The following is a 24,818-nucleotide window of genomic DNA, read 5'->3' as shown; positions in this document are numbered from 1 at the left end:
TTGCAGCATGATGTTTTCAGCGTCCGTGCTGCCAGCTTTTATAGACAAACTCCAGACTGTATCCATCCGGGTCTCTGACCTGAGCGGCGTAATAGCGCGGGTCATAATGCAGTTGCGCACCTGGCGAGTGTATCTCCGTGGCACCTGCGGCGATGGCCTCAGCATAAGCCTGGTTAACCATGATTTCGGAATCTGCCACAAACCCGACATGAACGGCCTGAGGAGAAGGCGTACCCGATATTAGCCAGAAAAACACGCGTCCATTGGCACCAAATCCCTTGAGGTCAGGATGGCCTGATGGGCCATTGCTACCATCATAATCGTGACGGTTGGTGATGCCGAGAAGGGGCAGAACACGCTCATAAAAAACGATTGAACGCTCAGTATCACTTACGGTAATAAAGATATGGTCAAGCATAAAAGCTCCGCAATCAGATGTTATAACCGCCCGTGACTTCTATCGTCTGGGCATTAATCCAGCCACAGTCGGCAGACAGTAAAGCGGCGATAACACGGGCAACTTCGTCAGGCTCGCCAATTCGGCCAAGGGCTGTTTGTCCGGCCAGCAATGCTTCGAATTCATCACTTAAACCGCCACCAAGCTCAGTACGAATTGGACCGGGTGACACGGCATTGACTCGGATCTTTCTTTCACCAAACTCCTTCGCCATATAGCGTGTCAGTACCTCAAGGCCACCCTTGAATGTTGCATACGGCGCTACACCGGCGGTTGCCACGCGGGTGGTGGCGCTGGTGAGATTAACAATTGCAGCATTCGGTTGTAGAAGTGGTAGCAGCGTCTGGGTAAGGAAGAAAGGCCCTTTCAAATGGACGTTCATTAGGCTGTCGAACTGCGTTTCAGTGACTGTCTCTATGGGATTATAAAGACCATATCCTGCATTGTTGACTAGCCCGTGAAGTCCGCTGGCTTCCCAGTGTGATTCCATTATGTCTTCGAGGTTTGAACGAAACTGACTAAAACTGCTGGTATCTTCTACGTTTAACTGCAACGCTAGTGCATGTCCTCCGGCGGCCTGAATATGCTCAACCACCTGGCTGGCGGCTTGCGGCTTGCTGTTCCAGGTCAGGATGACGCCAAAGCCACGACGCGCACACTCAATCGCCGTGCTGGCCCCAATGCCGCGGCTTCCGCCGGTAATCAGAACATTTTTCATGAAAGCTCCTGAAAGAAAAGGATGACGTATATAAGGTTACGCCCTGCGTCGGACGGTGACTCCTGTAATCCTCTCTGATATTTGCCTAATCCTGCTTTAATCTTGTTGCCGATCCCATGCCGTGTTATTTAAACAGGATGGAAAAAAAATTAGCTGAACTGCGCCTGCTGGCTTCAAAAGCCGGGAATAAAATCACCGCAACCGCTATACCGCGTGTCGCGATGGTACAGGGGGAAATTCCTGAGCACCGGCTTACTGCTGTCTATGAGCCGATGATTAATCTGATACTCACGGGCTCGAAGAGCATGACGGTGGGAGATAAAACCTGGCAATACAATCCTGCCACTTACTTTGTGATGTCGGTGGATCTGCCCGCCGTTGGCAAAGTCTTTGCCGATGAGCGAACCGGGGCACCCTATCTTGCGGTAAGTCTGACACCGAAGCCTGAGATTATTGCTGAATTACTGGATGGAATGCCGGGTTCAGGGAAAACGCATCTTTATAACGCCGGATTTTCTGTCGCCCCGGTTACGTCCGAATTGCTTGATGCCTGGCTGAGAATGCTGCGACTGCTCAACAAGCCAGAGGAAATTTCTGCTTTAGCTCCTGCGTATGAACGAGAGATTTTATTCCGGGTTCTTCAGGGGCCGCAGGGCTGGATGTTGCGTGATATTGCCACGCCGGAATCGCATCTTGCCCGCATCTATAAGGTGATTAACTGGCTGAAACAACACTATATGCAAGCCGTGCGGGTAGAAGAGCTGGCCGCCATGGCGGCATTAAGCGTTTCCGCATTTCATCGCCACTTTCAGGCAGTCACCGCGCTCAGCCCTGTCCAGTACCAAAAACGTCTTCGCCTGATGCAGGCTCGTTTGAAGTTAGCCACAACTGGCGACAGCATCACAGCCATAGCACATGCTGTCGGCTACCAAAGCCATACGCAATTCAGTCGGGAATATGGACGCCATTTCGGCCTTTCGCCTTCATCAGATCAGAAAAAAATAACACTGCTCAGAAACAAATAGACCTGCCGGTACCCGGGATATTTTATGAAATGAAAAGCGCCAGACTTCCATAGCACTCTGTGTGCAAGTCAACTCAATTGGCGGTAACGTCCGCTTTTGGCACAAAGCGGGCCCTCTATTCGTTCAGATTGAACAGTGTTACGTATCGTCTGCTTCATCCAGAGTCGTAAATTGTCTCTTCAGCTGTATATCCAATCCTTGTGGTCCCTGAACATAGCATTGAGGGTCGTTATGAATTTCCTGATACAGGTTGTAATCGCGATTTTTTACTTTTCCACGTGCAATGAGGGATGTATAGAAGTCTTTAATCTGAGGGTTATATCGAACCGCGGAAAGCATCGCCATATAGAGTGTTGCCCGCAGGCCAGCCCTGCCTCCCCAGTTAGCCCTTTTGCCGCGAAGCTGCCCGCTGTCCCTGTGATACGGACATACACTAACCAGCGCCGAAATCTGCCTGCGCGTCAGCGCTCCTGGTTCCTTCAGCAGCTGCATGATGCCGGAGGCGGAATTCTCCAGATGTATCAGTCGCTCGCTGGTATCAATAAAGACATCTAAAGCGAACTTTGATACGTCAATACCAACAGTTGTTTTATCTATCATTTCAGTTCTCCCTGCCTTGCAGATACGGGCTTCTGATGCACCAGGCAATTGTGCGGGCTATAGCTGAAAATGATGATGCGCATAGTGCTAACCCGCGGGCTTGTTAATCCCTGGATGTCGATCGCGCTGCAGCTTCAGTAAAAACACAGGACAAGTTTAGACCCATCCCGGTTCTGCTTTAAACATACAAGCATGTTGAAATCACCCTGTGCCGGGATGTTATCGGACGGTGAGTCATTGTGTTTCACTGATGCGGATGACAACAGGGCGGACAAGCGCTGGCTCTGTATTCCATTGATTAATATCTTATTCATGGCGCTGATTTTGTCTGTTGCAATTTGATACATTTCAAACGGAGCCGTTTTTTAAAGCATAAGAGCGGCTTAACATTTTTCCGCTGAAAAATTCAACAATTTGCCTGATTTCCTGTTGCAGAATATTACGATTCACTGGCTGATCAACCTTATTCTACTAAGCTTAGTTTCACGTGGCGAAGACATCGGTACATCGGTGTCGCCGCGCGGTGAAAGAATCCTCTTTTACTGAATGCAGTATGATGTCTAATGTTTCACAAAACCGGAGGTCAGAAATGGCAAACCATCGTGGTGGTTCAGGTAATTTCGCTGAAGACCGTGAAAGAGCATCAGAAGCAGGTCGTAAAGGTGGCCAGCATAGTGGGGGTAATTTTAAAAATGACCCACAACGTGCCTCGGAAGCTGGTAAGAAAGGGGGCAAAAGCAGTCACGGTAGCCGCAGCAGCTAGGGTGTAAGTGTTGTGGTCACGGTTAATGATTATACCGTCACCGTCTGCTCGCCGCCGGGTTTTGCCCGGCGGTTTTTTTTGAGTTGAAGAAATGTGCCGCAGGTCGCAAACTAGGCGGTTTCCGTTAACCGGTTTGCAACATGCGTACTTCGCGATTTCAGTTCTCCGTTAAGCCTCAGGAAGCACTCTTGATCCTCATCACCATGTTCTGGGGCGGGACATTCCTGGCCGTGCAATATGCGGTCACCATGAGCGGCCCGTTCTTTTTCGTCGGCCTGCGTTTCGCGACAGCTGCGCTGGCGGTAGGGTTACTCTCCTTTAATGTCCTGAAAGGTATCACCTGGCTTGAGGTTAAAGCCGGTGTCGCCATCGGTGTGGCGATTGCGTTGGGTTACAGCCTGCAAACCTGGGGATTACAGTCTATTCCCAGCAGTAAATCGGCTTTTATTACCGCCATGTATGTCCCGCTGGTACCGCTGTTGCAGTGGCTATGCCTGGGACGGATTCCGGGTCTGATGTCCTGCGCTGGCATTTTGCTCGCGTTTATTGGACTGATTTTACTGGCCGGGCCGGATGGCAATATGTTGGCACTGGGGAAAGGCGAAATCATTACGCTGGTGGGCGCGGTGGCGATTGCCGCTGAGATCATTTTAATCAGCGCCTGGGCCGGTAAGGTGGATGTGCGCCGCGTGACGGTTGTGCAACTGCTGACCGCATCGCTGGTGGCGTTCGCGGCAATGGCGCCTGCCGGAGAATCCCTTCCTGAGATCTCTGTGCCGCTACTGGGACTGGCGGCGGGGCTGGGCATTTTCAGCGCGATTATTCAGGTCACCATGAACTGGGCGCAGCGCAGCGTCTCGCCGACCCGCGCCACGGTTATCTACACCGGGGAACCGGTGTGGGCAGGTATTTTTGGCCGCATGGCCGGAGAACGCTTGCCGCTGCTGGCGATGCTTGGCGGCGTGTTTATTGTCATCGGTGTGCTGGTCAGCGAGCTGAAATTAAAAAAGAAAACGGCGCCGATTAAAGCGCCGGAAACGTCGGCTGAAGCGGAGTCCTGATCAGCAGGCCGGGCGCATCAGCGTGTGGTAATGACGGTTAAACCATACCAGGCCTTCCGGGGCCGGGTGGTGGACGATAGCCTGAATCTCACAAAACAGGATATCGTGCGTTCCCACACTCACCACTTGCGTAATGTGGCAATCGAAGGAGGCCAGCGCCCCTTCCAGGCGTGGGCATCCCGTTTCACCGGTTTGCCATCGCGCGGCAGCAAAGCGCTCCGCCATCGCCGTTTTACCGCCAAATAAGTTCGACAGCGACTCCTGGCCCGCTGCCAGCGTATTCACGCACAGCGCCCGGTTCTGATTAAACACCGGCCAGACCGATGCTGCACGATTCAGGCAGACCAGAAGCGTGGGCGGTGAATCGGTCACGCTGCACACGGCGCTGGCTGTAAACCCCGCCTGGCCTGCGTCGCCGTCGGTGGTGATAATATTGACCGCTGCCCCTACACAAGCCATGGCGTCGCGGAATGTCTGTTGATTAATCGCCATCATCACCTCTCAAATAAGCTGGCAAGCGTCGTTGAACGCCAGTCGCGGCAGGCGGCCAAACAGTTTGCCGGGATCGCCATAGCCGATATTGACCAGCAAATTACTGCGCCAGGGGGTATCGCTAAAAAATGTCTTATCCACCAGCGCACGGTCGAAGCCGGACATCGGCCCGGTATCCAACCCCAGCGCCCGGCAGGCGGCAATAAGGTAAGCTGCCTGCATGCTGCTGTTACGAAACGCGGTCTCTTCTGCCAGTTCCGGGCTTGAGGTAAACCAGCTTCGCGCATCACCGTGGGGGAAGAGTTCCGGCAGCCGCTCATAGAATTCAGCATCCCAGGCGACAATGGCCGTCACCGGAGCGCTGAGGGTTTTAGCGAGATTGCCACTCGATAATGCCGGACGCAGCCGCTCTTTGCCTTCTTCGCTGCGGATAAATACAAAACGTGCCGGGCTACAGTTAGCCGACGTCGGTCCCATTTTGACCAGTTCATAAATCTCGGCGAGTGTTGCATCGCTTACCGGTCTCTCCTGCCAGCCGTTGTGGGTGCGGGCGTCATAAAACAGGGTATTCAGCGCGCTCTGGCTCACGGCTTCACTCATAACAACTCCTTTTCGGCAATGGGCAGTAAGGTTTCCAGCCCGCTGAGTAACAGGGTATTAAAGGCGTCACTGTCGGTGACATTACAGGCGTGTCCGCCACGTTCCATCAGTCGAATCTCACTGTGGGGTAACGCGTCGTGCAGCGTTTGTGAACAGGTCCAGGGCACCAGCAGATCGTCCCGTGAACAGATAATCAATGCAGGGCAGCGGATCTGCGCTGCCGTGGCGCTAAAATCGGCGCGTTTCAATGCGTTAAGGCGGCGGCGCAGGTTGTGCTCTCCCTGAAAATGGGCCAGCGCGAGGGCTTCCTCCGCCTCCACGCGCGGAGCGTGCTCCTCCAGCCAGTCGGCGGGGTAAAGAAACAGCGGCTGCGCTTCAATCCACGCCTGTGCGCCGCCTGACTGTAATAAGCGCTCGCGGACGTGAAAACAGCGGCGGGTATGATCGCTCAGTTGCAGCCAGCCGTTGACCAGTACCAGTGCACTGATGCTGCGGGGGTAATCCTGCGCCAGTTGCAACCCCACTAACGCCCCCAGCGCGTGGCCAATCACACAAAAACGGTTGATGCCCGCCTCTTGCAGTGCGCTTAGCAGCTCTGCGGCCATATCCGCCATACTGTAGCCGTCCGGCAGTGTCGCCGGGTTATTGCCGGTGCCGCTTTGATCGTAGCTGACCACCTGAAAGCGGTTTTGCAGGGCCGCCATTTGCGCCAGCCAGTAGCTGCCATTGCCGCCCAGGCCGGCAATTAACACCACCACGGGGGCACCCGCAAAGGGCGGGTCACTGAGGATCAATTTCATGCCTGCCTCACTTTGCGATATGCGCGACGGTGGCGATTTCGACCAGTGCCTCCGGCTTAACCAACCCGCACTGGATACAAAAACGGGCGGGCTTATCGCCGGGGAAGAATTCTGCATAGACTTCGTTAATCGCGGCGTAATTTTTCCAGTCGGTGATAAAAATACTGTTGAACGTCACGTCCTCCATCGAGCCGCCCGCCGTTTCGATAACGGTACGAATCGTCTCCAGCACGTGACGGGTTTGCGCCTTTGGGTCGCCGGGGTAAACCACATTGTTTTGCTTATCAAACGGCAGCGTCCCGGAGACGTAGACCACACCATCTGCCAGCGTACCGGGCACAAACGGTGCGATCGGGGTGGTGGTTCCGGGAGGAATAATGACCTGTTTTGGCATGGTGTTCTCCTTAAGCAATTTTGACCCGAGGCTGAGGGGAAAGGGCATTGCAGAATGTCCCGACATCGCTGACCCAGCCAAAGAACGTTTCGATGTTAAAAAGCGCGGCCTGTTGGGCGAAGGCCGGGCCAGCCTGATGGGTGGCGTCTTCCAGCACGACGCCGAAATACTCAAGGAAAAAGCCATCGCGCAGCGTCGATTCGACGCAAACATTGGTGGCGATCCCGGTAAACACCAGATGACGAATGCCACGGCTGCGCAAGATGCTGTCCAGTGGGGTATTAAAAAAGCCGCTGTAGCGGGGCTTTGGCAGCACAATATCGCCTTCTTGCGGTATCAGTTCATCCACCAACTGATAATCCCAGCCGCCTTTCGCCAGTAGTTTTCCCTGTAACTCAGGACGCTTGCGCATGGTTTTGAGCGCATTGGATTTGTGCCAGTTCGGTGAACCTGGCCCACCGGCTTCTACGTACTGCTCATCCCAGCCATTCTGGAACCAGATAATGAGCATGCCCGCGTCGCGCGCGGCGGCAACGGCGGTCTTAATCTTCTCAATCACTGGCGCGGTGGCGGAAACATCAAACCCTGCGAGGTCGAGATACCCCCCTTTCGTGGCATAGGCATTTTGCATATCCACCACAATCAGCGCGCTCTGCGCCGGGTCGAAATGTAGCGAATCGGGGCGGGCATTAAGCGTAATCATCAGGCGACCTCACGAGTGGGGGCAGGGATCTGGCTGCGGCAGTTCATCAGTGGCTGGATGCGCTCACCGAAGGCTTCGATGCCAGTCAGGAAATCATCAAATGTCAGCAGCACGCCGTCGGTGCCAGGAACGGTAGCGACCTCATCAAGCAGACGCGCGACGGTGGCATAGGAGCCGACCAACGTACCCATATTGATATTGACGGCGGAGGTGGGGTCGGCCATCTGGCGCACGTTCGTATCGCTGCCCGAGCGGGTGTCTTTCTGGCTTTGCTCGGTCAGCCACGCCAGGGCTTCATCATCCGCGCCTGCCTTGTAGTGTTCCCATTTGGCGCGTGCGGCTTCGTCAGTTTCGTCTGCGATGACCATAAACAACACGTATGAGCCCACCTCACGCCCGGTCTTTTGTGCCGCTTCGCGCATCCGCTCTGCGGTAGGCGCAAATGCCGTTGGCGTATTAACCCCTTTGCCGAAGCAGAAGTTGTAATCAGCGTATTGCGCTGAAAATGCCATCCCGGCATCGCTTTGCCCCGCGCAAATCACTTTCATCGGCTGCGACGGCTGCGGGCTGACGCGACAGTCATTCATGGTGAAAAACTCACCTTTGAAATCACTTTTCCCGGTGCCCCACAAATCCCGCAGGACCTGGACATACTCGGTCAGGTAGTCATAACGGCGAGCGAAGTACTCATCGCCGGGCCAGATGCCCATCTGGTCATACTCTGGCTTTTGCCAGCCTGTGACCAGGTTGACGCCGAAACGACCGCCTGAAATAGAGTCGATGGTGGAGGCCATGCGCGCCACAATGGCGGGCGGCAGCGTTAAGGTGGCGGCGGTGGCGTAGATCTGAATCCGTGATGTCACTGCGGCAAGTCCGGCCATCAGGGTGAAGGACTCCAGATTATGATCCCAGAATTCTGTTTTGCCGCCAAAACCACGCAGCTTGATCATCGACAGAGCAAAGTCGAAGTGATAATGCTCGGCCTTTTGCACAATCGCCTTATTGAGTTCAAAGGTCGGTTTGTATTGCGGCGCATGGGTGGAAATCAGCCAGCCGTTGTTGCCAATCGGAACGAAAACACCAATTTTCATCTCGTACCTCGCGTTGTCGGTTGAACGTCGGGCGTGGCATTGCATCCTGCACTCTCCTGTGAGCCTCGCATCAACGATTTAGCAAAGGGAATGCCAGGTTTGAAAATTGTATTGTTATTAGTGTGTTAAACAAAAGTTGATGAAATGCAGATTAAAAAAGTGGACTAAATGGTCAAAAACGGTGCACAAAAAACAGGCGCACTTGCGCCATGGCTGTGCAGGGGTCGAGTCGGCTCGCGCCATTTGATATGCTGAGAAAAATCAGTAAGGAGAAAAGCATGGCGCAGGATACGGCGAAAAAAACGGGCAAACGGACCCGGGCGGTGAACGAGAAAAAAGAGGCCATTCTGGCTGCGGCGCTCGAGACCTTTTCCCTGTATGGCATTCACGGCACGCGCATTGAGAAGGTGGCGGAGCGGGCGGGGGTGTCAAAAACCAATCTTCTCTACTATTACCCGTCAAAAGAAGCGCTCTACCTTGCCGTGTTGCGCCACATTCTCGCTATCTGGCTGGCGCCGTTAAAAGCGTTTCGCGAAGACCTTACCCCGCTGGTGGCGATTCAGGAGTACATTCGCTTAAAGCTTGAAGTCTCGCGTGACAATCCCCAGGCGTCACGTCTGTTCTGCATGGAGATGCTGCAAGGCGCGCCGGTGCTGAAAGAAGAGCTGGAAGGTTCGCTGAAAGCGCTGGTGGAGGAGAAATCGGCGATCATTGCCGGCTGGGTAGCCAGCGGCAAGCTGGCGCCGATCGACCCGCATCATCTGATCTTTATGATTTGGGCCTCAACCCAGCATTATGCCGATTTCGCCACGCAGGTAGAGGCGGTGACCGGCACAACGCTACAGGATGAGGCCTTTTTTCAGCGCACGGTAGAAAACGTGCAGCGGATGGTGACCGAAGGCATCCGCGTGCGTTAGTTGGCGGGCGGGAAAGGGCAGCTCAGGTCGCCCTCGCCGCACTGTAGCAGAGACGAAAGCCAGGCTTCGCGCTCGTTGGTTTTATCGGTCAGGCACTGGTTGATGACCATGGGCTGTGCGTTGCCTTCTTCGGCGCCGGAGCCGATAAACGCGCAGTCGGCATCGCGCACGGCAATCCAGTTTTTCTGCGCTTTTTTAAGTAACTCACGCTGTTGCGGCGCAGCGCGTTTCAGTGCCGTCTGCCAGGTCTGGTTGAGCTTTTTGTCCGCCGTCTGGTATTGACCGGCGCTACACATGTTCATTTCTGTCTGCGAGGTGGCATTGTCGCAGTCCTCCGCCAGTGCGCTGGCGCTGACCAGCAAAACCACCCCTGCAATCAATAAACGTTTCATATTTTCTCCGTATAAAAAAATGCCGGATAGCATTGTGCGTATCCGGCATACGGTACTACGGCATCGCGCTGAATTGTAGCCCCGGTATAAAGTACATTACCGGCAAATTTTCCATCCTCAGCCGATGGTCATCAGGCTGGCATTCCCGCCTGCGGCCGCGGTGTTAACGCTCAGCGAACGCTCCAGCCATAAACGCTCCAGCAAAATATTGCTCTCACCGCGGGCGAAGCCCTGCACTGAGATAATGGCGCCATCGCGCGTGGCGATATGTCCACACAGTTCGCGTAGCTGATCGGAATCGCCGTGATAGATAACTGCATCAAACGGCTGCGAAAGCAGGCCATCGACCGCGGCCAGCGTAATCCTTGCGCGGACTATCTCCGGCAATGCGTCACGCAGGGTGCGGTGGAGTTCGTCATCCGACCACAGCACCCGGCAGCCGCTGGCGAGCGCCGCCGCAAGCTGAGTCAGGCTATCCTCCGGGTTATCGGCCATGCAGAGAACCGACTCGCGAGGCAATAATGTCCAGGTATTGCGTTCGCCGGTAGGACCGGGTAAGACGCGCTGGATCCCGGTCTGGGCCAGTTCGCCAAACTGCCGGCAAATCGCCTGCAACGCAGGTTTATCTTCGGCCCATTGTGTCAGCGCATCCAGCGGTTGGATCAGGGTCGGTTTAAGCTGCGCGTCAAGCGGGAAGCGGGCATCATGACGTGACAGTGTCTGCCTGATGGCCGTTTCCGGGCGGCTGGCGAGCAGGCGATACAGGTACAGCGGCCCGCCAGCTTTTGGCCCGGTGCCTGAAAGGCCTTCGCCGCCAAAGGGCTGCACGCCCACGACCGCGCCGACCATATTACGGTTCACATACAGATTGCCGACGTGCGCGCTACCGGTGACCTGGGCGATGGTCTCATCAATACGGGTGTGAACACCCAGCGTCAGGCCATATCCTGCGGCATTAATCTGGCCCACCAGTTTGTCGAGATCGCTGCGGCGGTAGCGCACCACATGCAGCACCGGGCCAAAGACCTCGTTTTTCAGTTCGTCAACGCTCTCAAGCTCAATCAGCGTTGGCATCACAAAGGTACCGCTTCGCCATTCACGGGCATCCAGAGTATTTTCATGTGCCGTCTGGAATACCGGGCGGCCTTTCTCGCGCATCGCCTGAATATGCTTCTCGATATTCTCTTTGGCTTCGCGGTCAATGACCGGGCCGATATCCGTTGTCAGGCGTCCCGGATTGCCCATTCGACATTCCGCCATCGCGCCGCGCAGCATGGTGAGCGTATGTTCGGCGATCTCTTCCTGCAGGCAGAGTAGGCGTAGTGCCGAGCAGCGCTGTCCGGCACTATCAAAGGCCGAGGCGAGCACATCGACCACCACTTGCTCGGTCAGCGCCGACGAGTCGACAATCATCGCGTTAAGCCCGCCCGTTTCGGCGATAAGCGGCGTCGGACGCCCTTGTGCATCCAGCCGTGTCGCAATGTTGCGCTGCAACAGACTGGCCACTTCGGTTGAGCCGGTGAACATCACGCCGCGCACGCGGTTATCCGCCGTCAGTTGCGCGCCTACGGTTTCGCCACGGCCTGGCAGCAGTTGCAGCACGCCCGGCGGCACGCCCGCTTCACGCAGAATAGCGACGCCCTGTGCGGCAATCAGCGGCGTCTGTTCTGCCGGTTTTGCCAGCACGGTGTTACCGGCCGCCAGCGCGGCAGCGATTTGCCCGGTGAAAATAGCCAGTGGGAAGTTCCACGGGCTGATACAGACTACCGGACCCAGCGGACGGTGGGTTTCGTTGGCGAAATCTTCCCGAACCTGGCCTGCGTAATAGCGCAGGAAATCAATCGCCTCGCGGACTTCGGCAATCGCATTACTGAACGTTTTTCCCGCTTCGCGTACCAGAATGCCGAGCAGCGCTTGCATCTGATCTTCCATCAGCACCGCTGCACGCTCCAGGATAGCCGCACGTTCCTGAGGCGGGGTAGCAAACCAGATGGGCGCGTTATTCACCGCGCTTTCCAGCGCGCGCGCCACTTCACTTCCCGTCGCTTCACGGACATAGCCGACAATATCTTTCGGCTCTGCCGGGTTCACTACGGCTTCCATTTCACCCTCCGCTACCGGGGTTTCCAGCAGCGGTCTGGCCTGCCATTTCTGCGTGGTGCTGTTCAGCAGGGAAGAGGAGAGGGAGGCCAGTCGATGTTCATTGGCCAGATCCAGGCCTGCCGAGTTGATGCGACCCTGACCGTAGAGCCAGCGCGGCAGCGGGATTTTCGGATGCGGCAGGCCAACATGGCCTTCTTGCGTCGCCAGTTTCTCTACGGCCAGTACCGGGTCGGCCACCAGTTCGTCCAGCGGCAGCGAGGTATCGGCAATGCGGTTAACAAAGGAGGTATTGGCCCCGTTCTCCAGCAGGCGGCGTACCAGATAAGCCAGCAGCGTTTCGTGTGTGCCCACCGGGGCATAGATGCGGCACGGGCGGTTCAGTTTGCCGTCAGAGATTTTGCCTACCACTTGCTCGTAGAGCGGTTCGCCCATGCCGTGCAGACACTGGAACTCATACTGGCCTGGATAGTAGTTCTGGCCCGCGAGCTGATAGATGGCGGCCAGGGTGTGGGCGTTGTGGGTGGCGAATTGCGGATAGATCAAATTCGGTACGGCGAGTAATTTTTTCGCACAGGCCAGATACGAGACGTCGGTGTAGACTTTGCGCGTATAAACCGGATAGCCCTCCAGTCCTTCCATTTGCGCGCGTTTGATCTCGCTATCCCAGTATGCGCCTTTCACCAGACGAATCATCAGGCGACGGCGGCTACGCGATGCCAGGTCTGTCAGGTAATCAATGACGAACGGACACCGTTTCTGGTAGGCCTGAATCACAAAACCGATGCCATTCCAGCCTGCGAGTTCCGGTTCGAAACAGAGTTTTTCCAGCAGATCGAGGGAGATCTCCAGCCGGTCGGCCTCTTCGGCGTCGATATTGATGCCGATATCATACTGGCAGGCCAACAGCGCCAGTGATTTCAGGCGCGGGTAGAGCTCATCCATCATTCTGTCGTACTGGGCGCGGTTGTAGCGCGGGTGCAGGGCAGAGAGCTTAATGGAGATCCCCGGCCCCTCATAAATGCCGCGGCCATTAGAGGCTTTGCCAATGGCGTGGATCGCCTGCTGGTAAGAGACCATATAGGCTTCTGCATCGGCGGCCGTCAGCGCGGCCTCGCCCAGCATATCGTAGGAGTAGCGGAATCCTTTTTCTTCCAGTTTGCGGGCGTTAGCCAGCGCTTCGGCAATGGTTTCCCCGGTGACGAACTGCTCGCCCATCAGACGCATTGCCATGTCCACACCTTTGCGGATCAGCGGTTCGCCGCTTTTGCCGATAATGCGGTTCAGCGAATGCGACAGGCTGGCTTCGTTATGGGTGGAGACCAGTTTTCCGGTAAAGAGCAGGCCCCAGGTGGCAGCATTGACAAACAGCGAGGCGCTGCGGCCAATATGCGACTGCCAGTTACCGTTGCTGATTTTGTCACGGATCAGCGCATCGCGGGTGGCCTTATCGGGAATGCGCAACAGCGCTTCTGCCAGGCACATCAGCGCCACCCCTTCTTGCGAAGAAAGTGAAAATTCTTGCAGCAAACTCTGTACCATACCCGCCCGGCCGGAGGCGGTCTTTTGGTTACGCAGCTTCGCCGCCAGTTGGCTGGCTAACTGCTGGGTGTTTTCTGCGATCGGCTGAGGAAGACGCGCCTGTTCAAGCAGCATGGGAACCGCATCGGTTTCCGGGCGACGCCAGGCGGCGGTGATCGCAGCACGTGAAACCGACTGCGGCAAAATATTCTCGGCGAATTCGAGGAAGGGCTGAGCGCTCTCATCAGCGTTGCTATCAACCTCGTCGCTTTCGGTGTACTGACCAGCATGGGTTGCAGGCAGCTCAGGAATCATTTCGTTATTTTCGAGTTTTTCCAGATAGCTAAAAATAGCCTGCTTAATCAGCCAGTGTGGTGTGCGGTCAATTGATGCAGCAGCGGCTTTCAGTCGCTCACGCGTCGCATCATCAAGTTTAACGCCCATGGTGGTGGTACCCATGTTTTTCTCCTGCAATTTTTGTTGTGAGCAGACTATCCGCCATGTTGCAACTTTGTGCAACCTTGTTAAATGTGACAGGGTTAACAAGGTGAATATTGAACGATAAGTTAATTGTATGTGACCGAAATTTGCATGCTGGATTACTGTTAAAGACGAGTTAGTTTGCGGTAGATAACACTTTTTTAAGGTGCAACCGTCAAAAGTGTGACATGGTGCAACCTGGTGGAAAATTGTGACGGTTTCGGGATGAAATTAATGTAAATGCTGTGTTAAATCATTTGTGAATAACCGGGGCTTCCGGCAGGATACGGTCGCTTCATAACAACAATCACATCGCTACCCCGTTCCGGTGGTGTAGATAACGGGTAAAATCCTGGAGACTTTTATTGATGGCAATTAGCACACCGCTGCTGGTGACTTTTCTCATTTATATCTTTGGCATGATTCTCATCGGGTTCTTTGCCTGGCGTTCGACGAAAAACTTTGATGACTATATTTTAGGCGGTCGCAGTCTGGGGCCGTTAGTGACGGCGTTATCGGCAGGGGCATCGGACATGAGCGGCTGGTTGCTGATGGGGCTGCCTGGCGCCATTTTCATCTCCGGCATTTCTGAAAGCTGGATTGCCATTGGCCTGACGCTCGGCGCGTGGGTTAACTGGAAGCTGGTGGCAGGCCGTCTGCGCGTGCATACCGAAGTCAATAATAATGCCCTGACGCTGCCGGATTATTTTACTGGTCGTTTTGAAGATAAAAGCCGCCTGCTGCGTATTATCTCGGCGGTGGTCATTCTGCTGTTCTTCACTATTTACTGTGCTTCCGGCATCGTGGCGGGCGCGCGTCTGTTTGAAAGTACCTTTGGCATGACATACGAACATGCGCTGTGGGCAGGTGCTGCGGCAACCATCCTCTATACCTTTATTGGCGGTTTCCTGGCGGTAAGCTGGACCGATACCGTACAGGCGAGCCTGATGATTTTCGCCCTGATCCTGACCCCGGTGATTGTGATCCTCTCTGTTGGCGGCCTTGCGGATTCGCTGGAGGTGATCAAACAGAAAAGCATCGAAAATATCGACATGCTGAAAGGGCTGAATTTTGTCGCCATTATTTCGCTGATGGGCTGGGGGCTGGGATACTTTGGTCAGCCGCACATTCTGGCGCGCTTTATGGCAGCGGACTCTCACCACAGCATCGTCCATGCACGCCGTATCAGTATGACCTGGATGGTTCTGTGTCTTGCCGGCGCCGTTGCCGTGGGCTTCTTTGGGATTGCTTATTTTAATAACCACCCTGAGCAGGCTGGCGCGGTCAATCAGAACGCCGAGCGCGTGTTCATTGAACTGGCGCAGATCCTGTTTAATCCGTGGATTGCCGGGGTGTTGCTGTCGGCGATTCTGGCGGCAGTCATGTCTACCCTGAGCTGCCAGTTGCTGGTGTGCTCCAGCGCACTGACGGAAGACTTCTACAAGGCTTTCCTGCGTAAAAACGCGGGGCAGACTGAGCTGGTCTGGGTTGGCCGCGTGATGGTGCTGCTGGTGGCGCTGGTGTCGATTGCGCTGGCGGCGAACCCGGACAACCGCGTGCTGGGCCTGGTCAGCTACGCATGGGCCGGTTTCGGTGCGGCCTTTGGTCCGGTAGTGCTGTTCTCGGTCATGTGGTCGAAAATGACCCGCAACGGTGCGCTGGCCGGGATGGTTATCGGTGCGGTGACGGTTATCGTCTGGAAGCAGTTTGCCTGGCTGGGGCTGTATGAAATTATCCCTGGCTTCGTATTTGGCAGCATCGGCATTGTGGTGTTTAGCCTGCTGGGTAAAGCGCCGTCCGCAGAAATGGAAAAACGCTTCGCTGAAGCGGATGCCCATTACCGCTCCGCGCCACCGTCGCGTTTACAGGCCGAGTAAGTACTGGTGAGTTCCCTCTCCCTGTGCAGGGGGAGGGCGCTGCGATGAAATTGTTACAGAAGACATTTCGGATTTTCACGCTCATATCTGCACAAGCCCGTTTCTCCCTGCAATATCAACAGGCAGTTGCCTTATCCGGCGCGGACATCATAAACCCACGCCTGGAATACGCCCCTTGCATCCGGTATCCTTCGCGAATACAAAATATCCCCAGCGACAATTCCCTTCTTTATAACTGCGCGTCAGCAATATTGTTTTTCCATGGAGGGAAATATGTTCAGACACGCAGTCTGCTTTTCAGTCATATTGCTCACTTCCGTTTCCGTCGCTTATGCGGGCATTACGCTTAACGCCACCCGGGTGATTTACCTGGAAGGGAAAAAAGAGGCGACGCTGGGAGTTAAAAATGATTCCTCTGCGCCGCGTCTTATTCAGGCGTGGATGGACGCAGGCGAAGGCAGTGAGGTAACTCCACCGTTTATTATCGTACCGCCCATCTTTCGCGTTGATCCAGGAAAGGGGCAGTCGCTGCGCATTCATTTTACCGGCGGCAATATTCCCCGTGACCGGGAGTCGGTGTTCTGGATAAACGTGCTGGAGGTCAGCCCGACGCCTCCGGGTAAAAAGGCCGGGACGCAGAACGTCATACAGTTCCCGGTGCGTTCGCGGCTGAAATTATTTTACCGACCGAAGGATTTACCGGGTTCGCCGCAACAGGCCGTTTCAATGCTGCAATGGCGACGGTTGCCGGGGAAAGAGGGGGGTGAACTCGAATGCACGAATCCCTCGGCGTTTAATATCTCTTTTCACGATATCCGGCTGACCCCACCCTCTGATATGGATAAAACAAAACAGAGTGGAATGTGCCCGGCGAAGGGGCGGGTGATATTTAAACTATCTACTACCGGACAATTAACTCAAGAGAAAGTCTTTTTCTCCACCATTGATGATAACGGCGGTTTTGATATTCGTGAAACCCGCTATCGTAATTAATGTTTGTTTGAATTCAAGGAAGATCATATGAAATCAGCAAGGGTGCTATTGACGGCAATAGCGGTACTGTCGGTTATGATGTTTAGCAGACTCGCTCTGGCAAGTTGCACAGCTTATGGCTACAGCTATAGGTATACGACGTTTGCAACCCAAAACTATACAGTAGCGAAAAATCAAGCACCTAATACGCCAATAGGGAATGCTATCACTTTAATACCCACATCTGCTTCAACTATAGGAACTTACACGTGTACTGGGTCAACCTGGCATTTTTATCAAGGCATTTCGGGACTTCAGGAATCGAAATATCCGGGCATATTCAAGACTGGCGTGCCAGGGATCGGGATGAAACTTACAGCATCTAATGGGGCAGTTGTTGGCGTAAACCCTAACCGATTTTTTGGACCTTATTATTGTCCCGGCTGTCACCATTTTTCATCAACCGACAGTTATTATACTCTGCAATTTTATGTTATTGATCCGGTGCAAACGGGGGATGTGGTTCTGAATGGGACCTATATCAGCGGATGGGTAAATGATGCTAACTCGCGAGGAATATATTCAGGCTCCATGAGTATCAGTGGAACCGTTAAATTCAAATCCGGCTCCTGCACCACCCCAAATATTACCGTTAATCTCAATAATCATGCTGCCTCAGATTTTGCCTCGGTGGGGGCAACCAGTGCCCCCGTGCCCTTTAATTTTGAAATTAACAATTGTGACCCTGGCCTGACCTCGGTGAGCTATACCTTCCAGCCCGCCTCAGGGGTAACGCTGCAGGGCTCCGGTAATAATCAGTATCTGACGCTCGACAGCAGTTCAACAGCCAGCGGTGTTGGGGTGCAGGTGCTGTATGACGATGGCATCACTGCCGTGCCGTTTAACACGAAAACGGCATTTTCAGGCTACAACACCTCGACGGGCGGCAGTTACACCATTCCAATGAAAGCCCGCTATGTGCGCACGGGCACCATCAGCCCGGGCTCGGCCAACTCGGCGGCAGAGTTTGTGATGGCCTATGAATAAGCAAAGATATTCCAGTCACTTGATTAAACGCGGTATTTACGCTCTTATCTCTGTGCTTATAACAATGAGGATAGCGAAATGAAGATTAAGACAGGGGTCACTGCACTGGTATTCGCGGGTTTACTGGCAGGCTGCGTCGCACAACCGACAAAACAGACCGTATCCGCCCAGAGCTGCAAAGCGGACAACCAGATGGAACAAACCACGCTCTACTTCGGTTTAAGTCGCCCGGCAGGGAAAGACATCACCACCCAGGAGTGGCAGCAGTTTGTCGACACGGACGTGACGCCGCGCTTTCGTGATGGCCTGACGGTGTTTGATGCGCGCGGACAGTGGCTGGGCAATGACGGCAAAGTGGCTCGCGAGCCGAGCAAAGCGCTGATGTTGATCCATGGGAAAGATGTTCAGAGTGAAAAGAATATCGAAGCGTTACGGGGAATTTATAAATCGCGCTTTGCGCAGGAGTCCGTGATGCGAGTCGATCAGCCGGTTTGCGTACAGTTCTGATGAAAGAAACGGCGGGTGAGAAGCCCGCCGTGACTTATTACAATACGACGCCTGCAAAGGCGGCAGAAAGCAGACTCACCAGCGTGGCGCCATAGACCAGGCGCAAACCGAAGCGGGAGACAACATTCCCCTGCTGCTCGTTAAGCCCTTTAATGGCGCCCGCCACGATACCGATAGACGCGAAGTTGGCGAACGACACCAGGAAGACGGAGAGGATCCCAAGCCCACGCGGCGTCATTTCAGCGGCAACTTTCTGCAGTTCGATCATTGCGACAAACTCGTTCGCCACCAGTTTGGTCGCCATAATGCTACCTGCATGCAGAGCATCCGAAAGCGGAATGCCGACCAGCCACGCCAGCGGGTAGAACACATAGCCAAGAATTTGCTGGAAGCTGATGCCAAACAGGGCAGAGAACAGGGCATTGACCGCGCTAATCAGGGCAATAAAACCAATCAGCATCGCCAGAATAATCATCGCGACTTTAAAACCGGCCAGAATATATTCTCCCAGCATTTCAAAGAAACTTTGCGATTCATGGAGCTTTTCCAGTTTAATTTCCGGCTCGGCTTCCGGGCGCGCTGGATTAATGATCGACAGGATAATAAAGGTGCTGAACATATTCAGGATTAACGCCGCCACCACATATTTGGCATCCAGCATCGTCATGTAGGCGCCGACGATCGACAGCGATACCGTCGACATCGCCGTTGCTGCCATGGTGAACAGGCGACGTGAGGAGAGGTCGGCCAGAATCCCTTTGTATGCAATGAAGTTTTCCGACTGGCCAAGGATCAGCGAGCTGACCGCATTAAACGACTCAAGCTTGCCCATGCCGTTGAGTTTTGACAGCAGCGTGCCGATAAGACGAATAAAAATCGGCAGAATACGCCAGTGTTGCAGAATACCGATCAATGCGGAAATAAAGATGATAGGGCACAGGACGCCAAGGAAAATAAACGCCAGCCCTTTTTCACTCATACCGCCAAAAACAAATCCGGACCCTTCGCCTGCGAATTTAAGCAGTGTTTCAAAAAAGCCAGAGACATATTTAATCAGGGTCAGCCCGCTTTGCGCATGCAAAAAGAACCATGCCAGCGCAAGCTCAATAATCACCAGTTGCAGAATAAAACGTATGCGAACGTTGCGGCGGTCGAAGCTGGTAAGCCATGCCAGAGCCAGTATGACGACCAGCGCCAGCAGAAAATGTAGAAAGTTGATCATAATGGAAAATGTGCAGGTAATTGGGGCGCTCATTTAGCCACAGCCCGTATACTCAGTAAACAAAAAGTTAATGATTTGTAAGCTAACTTTTTGCCATGCAACCGCTGATTCTGCATAACCTGCGTGGCTATCCTTACTCACCTGCGGTCTGGTTACATCCATTCATTATTCCGATCATTTTTCGCTTGAGTTTCCTTTTGCCGTAATGATAATCACTATCAAAGAAATTTACTTTTCTTTTCAGCAATTGACCATTGATGACAGCAGAGGCGTCCGGATGTTTGTTCCATTTCTCATTATGTTACGTGAAGGTCTCGAAGCGGCACTGATCGTAAGTTTGATTGCCAGTTATCTCAAGCGCACCCAGCGCGGACGCTGGATTGGCGTGATGTGGGTAGGCGTATTCCTCGCCGCAGCGCTATGTCTGGCGCTCGGCATCATCATTAACGAAACCACCGGTGAATTCCCGCAGAAAGAGCAGGAATTATTTGAAGGTATTGTCGCGGTGATAGCCGTGGTGATCCTGACGTGGATGGTCTTCTGGATGCGCAAAGTCTCCCGTAACGTCAAAGTGCAACTGGAGCAGGCAGTGGATAACGCTCTCGCAAGCCGTAACAACCACGGCTGGGCGCTGATCATGATGGTCTTCTTCGCCGTGGCGCGCGAAGGGCTGGAATCGGTCTTCTTTCTGCTGGCGGCATTCCAGCAAGATGTGGGGATTTGGCCGCCGGTGGGCGCGGTTCTCGGGCTGGTGACGGCGGTGGTACTGGGCTTCCTCCTCTACTGGGGCGGTATTCGCCTCAACCTTGGCGCATTCTTTAAATGGACCAGCCTGTTTATTTTGCTGGTTGCGGCGGGACTGGCAGCGGGGGCGATTCGCGCCTTTCACGAGGCTGGACTGTGGAACCACTTCCAGGATGTGGCGTTCGATCTGAGTAACGTGCTAACCACGCACTCCCTGACGGGCACGCTGCTGGAAGGCATTTTTGGCTATCAGGAAACACCGAGCGTCAGTGAAGTGGGTGTCTGGATCCTCTACTTAATTCCTGCGCTGGTGCTGTACGTGATGCCAACGCGCTCAGGTTCGCAGCCTTCCAGAGCTGCACAATAAATAGCGGTACCGGGTGAGTTTTAGTTACAACATACTTTTAAGAAGGGAAGGGTCATGGCAATTCATTTTCGTCGTAGTGCGTTACAGGCAGGGATCGCAACGCTGCTTTCTTGTGCGTTTGCTGCCCATGCAGCGGATGTTCCTCAGGTCAAAGTGACCGTCACGGACAAGCAGTGTGAGCCGATGAGTTTGACGGTCAATGCGGGGAAAACACAGTTCCTGATCGTCAACCAGAGCCAGAAGGCGCTGGAATGGGAAATCCTGAAAGGCGTGCTGGTGGTTGAAGAGCGCGAAAATATCGCGCCGGGCTTTAGCCAGAAGCTGACCGCTAACCTGCAGCCGGGTGAATATGACATGACCTGCGGCCTGCTGACCAATCCGAAAGGCAAACTGATAGTCAAAGGTCAGGCAACGGCGGATGCGGCAAAAAGCGAAGCGCTGCTAAGCCTTGGCACTGCCATCACCGACTACAAAGCCTATGTGACGGCGGAAACGGCGGATTTGGTGAAAAACACAAAAGCATTCACCGACGCAGTGAAAGCGGGGGACATTGCGAAAGCGAAAGCGCTGTATGCACCGACCCGTCAGCACTATGAACGTATCGAACCGATTGCTGAACTGTTCTCCGATCTGGATGGCAGAATTGATGCCCGCGAAGACGATTACGAGAAGAAAGCCGACGATCCGAAATTTACCGGCTTCCACCGTCTGGAAAAAGCCCTGTTTGGCGACAACTCAGTTAAAAGTATGGACACCTATGCTGAGCAGCTCTACACCGACGTGCAGGAACTGCAAAAACGCATTAGCGAGCTGGCTTTCCCGCCGTCAAAAGTGGTGGGTGGCGCGGCAGGTCTGATCGAAGAAGTCGCAGCGACCAAAATCAGCGGTGAAGAAGACCGTTATAGCCATACCGATCTGTGGGACTTCCAGGCAAACGTCGATGGCGCGCAAAAAATTGTGAACCTGTTGCGTCCGCAATTACAGAAAAACAACGCCGAACTGCTCGGCAAAGTGGATGCGAACTTTAAGAAAGTCGACGCTATTCTGGCGAAATACCGGACCAAAGACGGCTATGAGACCTATGACAAGCTGACGGATGCTGACCGTAACGCGCTAAAAGGGCCGATTACGACACTGGCGGAAGATCTCGCTCAATTGCGCGGTGTGCTGGGTCTGGACTAACTATCATGAATGACAAAGAACAGTACGGCGTCAGCGAGCCTTCGCGTCGCCGTTTATTAAAAGGAATGGGCGCGCTGGGAGGCGCGCTAGCCCTGGCCGGAGGATGTCCAGTGGCGCATGCGGCCAAACCGCAAAGTGCGCCAGGCACGCTTTCACCGGATGCGCGCATGGAGAAACAGCCATTTTACGGTGTACATCAGGCGGGGATTTTGACGCCGCAACAGGCGTCAATGATGCTGGTGGCGTTTGATGTGCTGGCGACGGACAAAGCCGATTTGCAACGCCTGTTTCGTCTGTTAACGCAGCGCATCGCGTTTCTGACCGAAGGCGGCCCGGCACCGGAAACGCCCAATCCGCGCCTGCCGCCAATGGATTCCGGTATTCTCGGGCCGTTTATTGCGCCGGATAATCTGACCATCACCGTTTCGTTGGGCGATTCGCTGTTCGACGATCGGTTTGGCCTGCGTGCGCAAAAACCGAAAAAATTGCAAAAGATGGAGCGCTTTCCCAACGATGCGCTGGTCTCTTCCTTGAGCCACGGCGATCTGTTGGTACAAATCTGCGCCAACACCCAGGATACGGTGATACATGCTCTGCGCGATCTGATTAAGCACACGCCTGATTTATTAAGTGTTCGCTGGAAACGAGAAGGGTTTATCTCTGATCATGCCGCGCGCAGTAAAGGAAAAGAGACGCCGGTCAACCTGTTGGGCTTTAAGGATGGTACGGCAAACCCGGACAGCAGTGATAACGGGCTGATGGATAAGGTCGTATGGGTGACCAACGATCAGGCGGAGCCTGCATGGACCGTTGGTGGCAGCTATCAGGCTGTGCGTATCATTCAGTTCCATGTTGAGTTTTGGGATCGCACTCCGCTTAAAGAGCAGCAGACTATCTTTGGTCGCGATAAGCAAACCGGCGCACCGCTGGGGATGCACAATGAACATGACGTCCCGGATTATGCCAGCGATCCTGGCGGCGATGTGATTGCCCTGGACAGCCATATTCGTCTGGCCAATCCACGTACGCCAGAGACGCAGTCCAGCCTGATGATGCGTCGGGGCTATAGCTATTCCCTGGGGGTCACCAACGCCGGACAGCTTGATATGGGACTGCTGTTTGTCTGCTACCAGCACGACCTGGAAAAGGGCTTTCTGACCGTGCAAAAACGTCTCAATGGCGAAGCGCTGGAGGAGTATATTAAGCCCATCGGCGGCGGCTACTTTTTCGTGCTGCCAGGTGTTAAAGACCAAAATCACTATCTCGGGCAAGCGCTGCTCGAAGCCTGAAAAAGAATCCTGCCTGAAGCCAGGCAGGATAATCTCTTATCTGTAGTATCTGTTCACACTTTTTCTGCCATCAAACTATCGATTTTTCGTATGAGAAAGTATCTGTTATTTTTCTGTAATATTCTTCGTGGACACTCTTTTCCATAGCGCAGGGTAAACGCTTGTTACCTTTTGGTGAAAATAATGTTGCGTTTATGCTAATTCCTGATGTACTTATTACATAGATTGGCTGCCCTGCGGTGATGTTGTCACCTGGAGATCGCGGATGGTAAAGTCCTCTACTGGACGTAACACCAACAAACAGCGCAACACCCGGTTCGGGGATACACACTCCGGCAGTAAACGCTTCACCTCTGAATTTCTCTCCTTCATTCCTGTTTCTGATTTAACCGACATGGCAGGCGCTGATAGCAGCTGCTTTGTTATGTCAATTTCAAAGGCAAGACATGGCTTACAAGGAAGCCAAACCTCAGACGTTCGTGCGCATAATCGTGCCGATTTTGGTGCGTGTGATGTAAACCAACAACTCAAGGTGCTATCCATGGGAAGACAGAAAGCAGTGATCAAAGCTCGTCGTGAAGCTAAACGTGTGCTGAGACGCGATTCGCGCAGTCACAAACAGCGTGAAGAAGAGTCGGTCACCTCGCTTGTGCAGATGAGTGGCGTTGAAGCAATCGGAATGGCAAGGGATAGTCGTGATAATTCACCGATTGTTGCGCGTAATGAAGCTCAGGCGCAGTACCTGAATGCTATCGAGAGTAAACAACTGATATTCGCAACCGGAGAAGCCGGCTGCGGTAAAACATGGATCAGCGCGGCGAAAGCGGCGGAAGCCCTGATTCATAAGGATGTGGACAGGATTATTGTAACCCGACCGGTTCTGCAGGCCGACGAAGATCTCGGCTTCTTACCTGGTGATATTTCGGAGAAGTTCGCCCCTTATTTCCGGCCCGTCTATGATGTTCTGGTTAAACGGTTGGGTGCGTCCTTCATGCAATACTGCCTGCGACCAGAGATTGGTAAGGTAGAAATCGCGCCGTTCGCCTATATGCGCGGACGTACCTTTGAAAATGCGGTTGTCATTCTTGACGAGGCTCAGAACGTGACCGCTGCGCAAATGAAAATGTTCTTAACGCGCCTCGGGGAAAATGTGACGGTCATCGTCAACGGTGATGTGACTCAGTGTGACTTGCCCCGCGGGGTGCAGTCCGGTCTGAGCGACGCGCTGTCGCGTTTTGAGGAAGATGAGATGGTAGGGGTGGTGCGTTTCACCACAGACGATTGCGTCCGCTCCGCACTCTGCCAGAGAACGCTGAAAGCCTATTACTAAGAATTTTAGCGCATGAAAAAGCCCGGGAAACCGGGCTTTTTTTTTAAATAAAATCAAAAGGGTTATCGAAATATTACGGCAATGCCTGTTACGCCCGAATTAAAGCCGGGCTGGTCCCGGTTTTTCTACGATTATCGTTTCTGTGGTACCCTTCTTTTTTTTATTCC

At 54.0% G+C, this 24,818-nt stretch carries 24 protein-coding genes; 12 read left to right on the top strand and 12 right to left on the bottom strand.

Features of this window, described 5'->3' with window-relative positions; all coding sequences use genetic code 11:
• Positions 1-16 precede the first annotated feature (16 nt).
• Positions 17-418 carry a VOC family protein gene (locus tag AB182_RS16060; RefSeq protein ID WP_047370979.1) on the bottom strand — a complete coding sequence of 134 codons (402 nt, stop codon included), beginning with the start codon at positions 416-418 and terminating at the stop codon, positions 17-19.
• Between the two features lie 13 nt (positions 419-431).
• Positions 432-1,175, bottom strand: a complete 744-nt coding sequence (locus tag AB182_RS16055) for an SDR family NAD(P)-dependent oxidoreductase (protein ID WP_047370978.1) — start codon at positions 1,173-1,175, stop codon at positions 432-434.
• Positions 1,176-1,312: 137 nt separating this feature from the next.
• On the opposite strand from AB182_RS16055, the gene AB182_RS16050 reads away from it, so the two are divergent.
• Positions 1,313-2,200 (top strand): AraC family transcriptional regulator, encoded by an 888-nt coding sequence (locus AB182_RS16050; RefSeq protein WP_047370977.1) that lies wholly within the window; start codon positions 1,313-1,315, stop codon positions 2,198-2,200.
• Between the two features lie 138 nt (positions 2,201-2,338).
• Here the strand turns inward: AB182_RS16050 and AB182_RS16045 are convergent, their stop codons facing one another.
• The gene (locus tag AB182_RS16045) at positions 2,339-2,800 is read right to left on the bottom strand and encodes a transposase (protein WP_052958850.1); all 462 of its coding nucleotides are present in this window, start codon (positions 2,798-2,800) and stop codon (positions 2,339-2,341) included.
• Positions 2,801-3,389: 589 nt separating this feature from the next.
• Between AB182_RS16045 and AB182_RS16035 the strand changes: the two genes are divergently transcribed.
• Both AB182_RS16035 and AB182_RS16030 read left to right on the top strand, forming a co-directional pair.
• Positions 3,390-3,563: a con-10 family general stress protein gene (locus AB182_RS16035; protein WP_071845896.1), complete on the top strand. Its 174-nt coding sequence runs from the start codon at positions 3,390-3,392 to the stop codon at positions 3,561-3,563.
• A 140-nt stretch (positions 3,564-3,703) separates the two neighbouring features.
• Complete coding sequence (locus AB182_RS16030) at positions 3,704-4,624, top strand: DMT family transporter (protein WP_047370974.1); 921 nt, start codon at positions 3,704-3,706, stop codon at positions 4,622-4,624.
• Here AB182_RS16030 and rutF read toward each other — a convergent pair whose 3' ends face one another.
• From rutF to rutA, 6 genes are read right to left on the bottom strand one after another with little or no spacing between them, the layout of a single operon-like run.
• Complete coding sequence (gene rutF / locus AB182_RS16025; protein ID WP_047370973.1) at positions 4,625-5,119, bottom strand: NADH-dependent FMN reductase RutF; 495 nt, start codon at positions 5,117-5,119, stop codon at positions 4,625-4,627.
• Positions 5,120-5,125: 6 nt separating this feature from the next.
• Positions 5,126-5,716: a malonic semialdehyde reductase gene (locus AB182_RS16020; protein ID WP_047370972.1), complete on the bottom strand. Its 591-nt coding sequence runs from the start codon at positions 5,714-5,716 to the stop codon at positions 5,126-5,128.
• Positions 5,713-6,516, bottom strand: a complete 804-nt coding sequence (rutD, locus tag AB182_RS16015; protein ID WP_047370971.1) for a pyrimidine utilization protein D — start codon at positions 6,514-6,516, stop codon at positions 5,713-5,715. Before rutD ends, AB182_RS16020 begins: the two co-directional genes overlap by 4 nt.
• Positions 6,517-6,523: 7 nt before the next feature.
• Positions 6,524-6,910 (bottom strand): pyrimidine utilization protein C, encoded by a 387-nt coding sequence (gene rutC, locus AB182_RS16010; protein WP_039078653.1) that lies wholly within the window; start codon positions 6,908-6,910, stop codon positions 6,524-6,526.
• A 10-nt stretch (positions 6,911-6,920) separates the two neighbouring features.
• On the bottom strand, positions 6,921-7,613 hold the full coding sequence (gene rutB, locus AB182_RS16005) for a pyrimidine utilization protein B (RefSeq protein WP_047370970.1): 693 nt from the start codon (positions 7,611-7,613) through the stop codon (positions 6,921-6,923).
• Positions 7,613-8,704, bottom strand: coding sequence for a pyrimidine utilization protein A (gene rutA / locus AB182_RS16000; protein ID WP_047370969.1), 1,092 nt, complete (start codon positions 8,702-8,704; stop codon positions 7,613-7,615). The genes rutB and rutA overlap by 1 nt, the downstream gene beginning before the upstream one ends.
• 278 nt (positions 8,705-8,982) lie before the next feature.
• Between rutA and rutR the strand changes: the two genes are divergently transcribed.
• Entirely contained in the window at positions 8,983-9,621 is a 639-nt protein-coding gene (gene rutR / locus AB182_RS15995) for an HTH-type transcriptional regulator RutR (RefSeq protein ID WP_047370968.1), read from the top strand.
• On the opposite strand, the gene AB182_RS15990 is transcribed toward rutR, so the two are convergent.
• Both AB182_RS15990 and putA read right to left on the bottom strand, forming a co-directional pair.
• Positions 9,618-10,013: a lysozyme inhibitor LprI family protein gene (locus AB182_RS15990; protein ID WP_047370967.1), complete on the bottom strand. Its 396-nt coding sequence runs from the start codon at positions 10,011-10,013 to the stop codon at positions 9,618-9,620. The genes rutR and AB182_RS15990 overlap by 4 nt on opposite strands.
• Positions 10,014-10,130: 117 nt before the next feature.
• Complete coding sequence (putA, locus tag AB182_RS15985) at positions 10,131-14,093, bottom strand: trifunctional transcriptional regulator/proline dehydrogenase/L-glutamate gamma-semialdehyde dehydrogenase (RefSeq protein ID WP_047370966.1); 3,963 nt, start codon at positions 14,091-14,093, stop codon at positions 10,131-10,133.
• A 389-nt stretch (positions 14,094-14,482) separates the two neighbouring features.
• On the opposite strand from putA, the gene putP reads away from it, so the two are divergent.
• From putP to AB182_RS15965, 4 genes are all read left to right on the top strand, one after another.
• A complete protein-coding gene (gene putP, locus AB182_RS15980) occupies positions 14,483-15,991 on the top strand; it encodes a sodium/proline symporter PutP (RefSeq protein ID WP_047370965.1) in 1,509 nt (502 codons plus the stop codon).
• Positions 15,992-16,264: 273 nt separating this feature from the next.
• Entirely contained in the window at positions 16,265-16,984 is a 720-nt protein-coding gene (locus AB182_RS15975; RefSeq protein ID WP_047370964.1) for a fimbrial biogenesis chaperone, read from the top strand.
• A 27-nt stretch (positions 16,985-17,011) separates the two neighbouring features.
• Entirely contained in the window at positions 17,012-18,010 is a 999-nt protein-coding gene (locus AB182_RS31460) for a fimbrial protein (protein ID WP_082137065.1), read from the top strand.
• Positions 18,011-18,088: 78 nt separating this feature from the next.
• Positions 18,089-18,517, top strand: coding sequence for a DUF3574 domain-containing protein (locus AB182_RS15965; RefSeq protein WP_047370962.1), 429 nt, complete (start codon positions 18,089-18,091; stop codon positions 18,515-18,517).
• A 37-nt stretch (positions 18,518-18,554) separates the two neighbouring features.
• Here AB182_RS15965 and AB182_RS15960 read toward each other — a convergent pair whose 3' ends face one another.
• On the bottom strand, positions 18,555-19,739 hold the full coding sequence (locus AB182_RS15960) for a NupC/NupG family nucleoside CNT transporter (protein ID WP_047370961.1): 1,185 nt from the start codon (positions 19,737-19,739) through the stop codon (positions 18,555-18,557).
• A gap of 277 nt (positions 19,740-20,016) precedes the next feature.
• On the opposite strand from AB182_RS15960, the gene efeU reads away from it, so the two are divergent.
• The 4 genes from efeU (at position 20,017) to phoH (ending at position 24,651) form a co-directional block, all read left to right on the top strand.
• Positions 20,017-20,850 carry an iron uptake transporter permease EfeU gene (gene efeU / locus AB182_RS15955; RefSeq protein ID WP_047373327.1) on the top strand — a complete coding sequence of 278 codons (834 nt, stop codon included), beginning with the start codon at positions 20,017-20,019 and terminating at the stop codon, positions 20,848-20,850.
• A 54-nt stretch (positions 20,851-20,904) separates the two neighbouring features.
• Positions 20,905-22,032, top strand: a complete 1,128-nt coding sequence (gene efeO, locus AB182_RS15950; RefSeq protein WP_047370960.1) for an iron uptake system protein EfeO — start codon at positions 20,905-20,907, stop codon at positions 22,030-22,032.
• A 5-nt stretch (positions 22,033-22,037) separates the two neighbouring features.
• A complete protein-coding gene (efeB, locus tag AB182_RS15945; protein WP_047370959.1) occupies positions 22,038-23,321 on the top strand; it encodes an iron uptake transporter deferrochelatase/peroxidase subunit in 1,284 nt (427 codons plus the stop codon).
• Between the two features lie 541 nt (positions 23,322-23,862).
• Positions 23,863-24,651 (top strand): phosphate starvation-inducible protein PhoH, encoded by a 789-nt coding sequence (gene phoH, locus AB182_RS15940; RefSeq protein WP_039078777.1) that lies wholly within the window; start codon positions 23,863-23,865, stop codon positions 24,649-24,651.
• Positions 24,652-24,818: the final 167 nt, after the last annotated feature.

The organism is Phytobacter ursingii (assembly GCF_001022135.1).
Lineage (GTDB): Bacteria > Pseudomonadota > Gammaproteobacteria > Enterobacterales > Enterobacteriaceae > Phytobacter > Phytobacter ursingii.
This window is presented reverse-complemented; position numbering and strand designations above follow the sequence as displayed.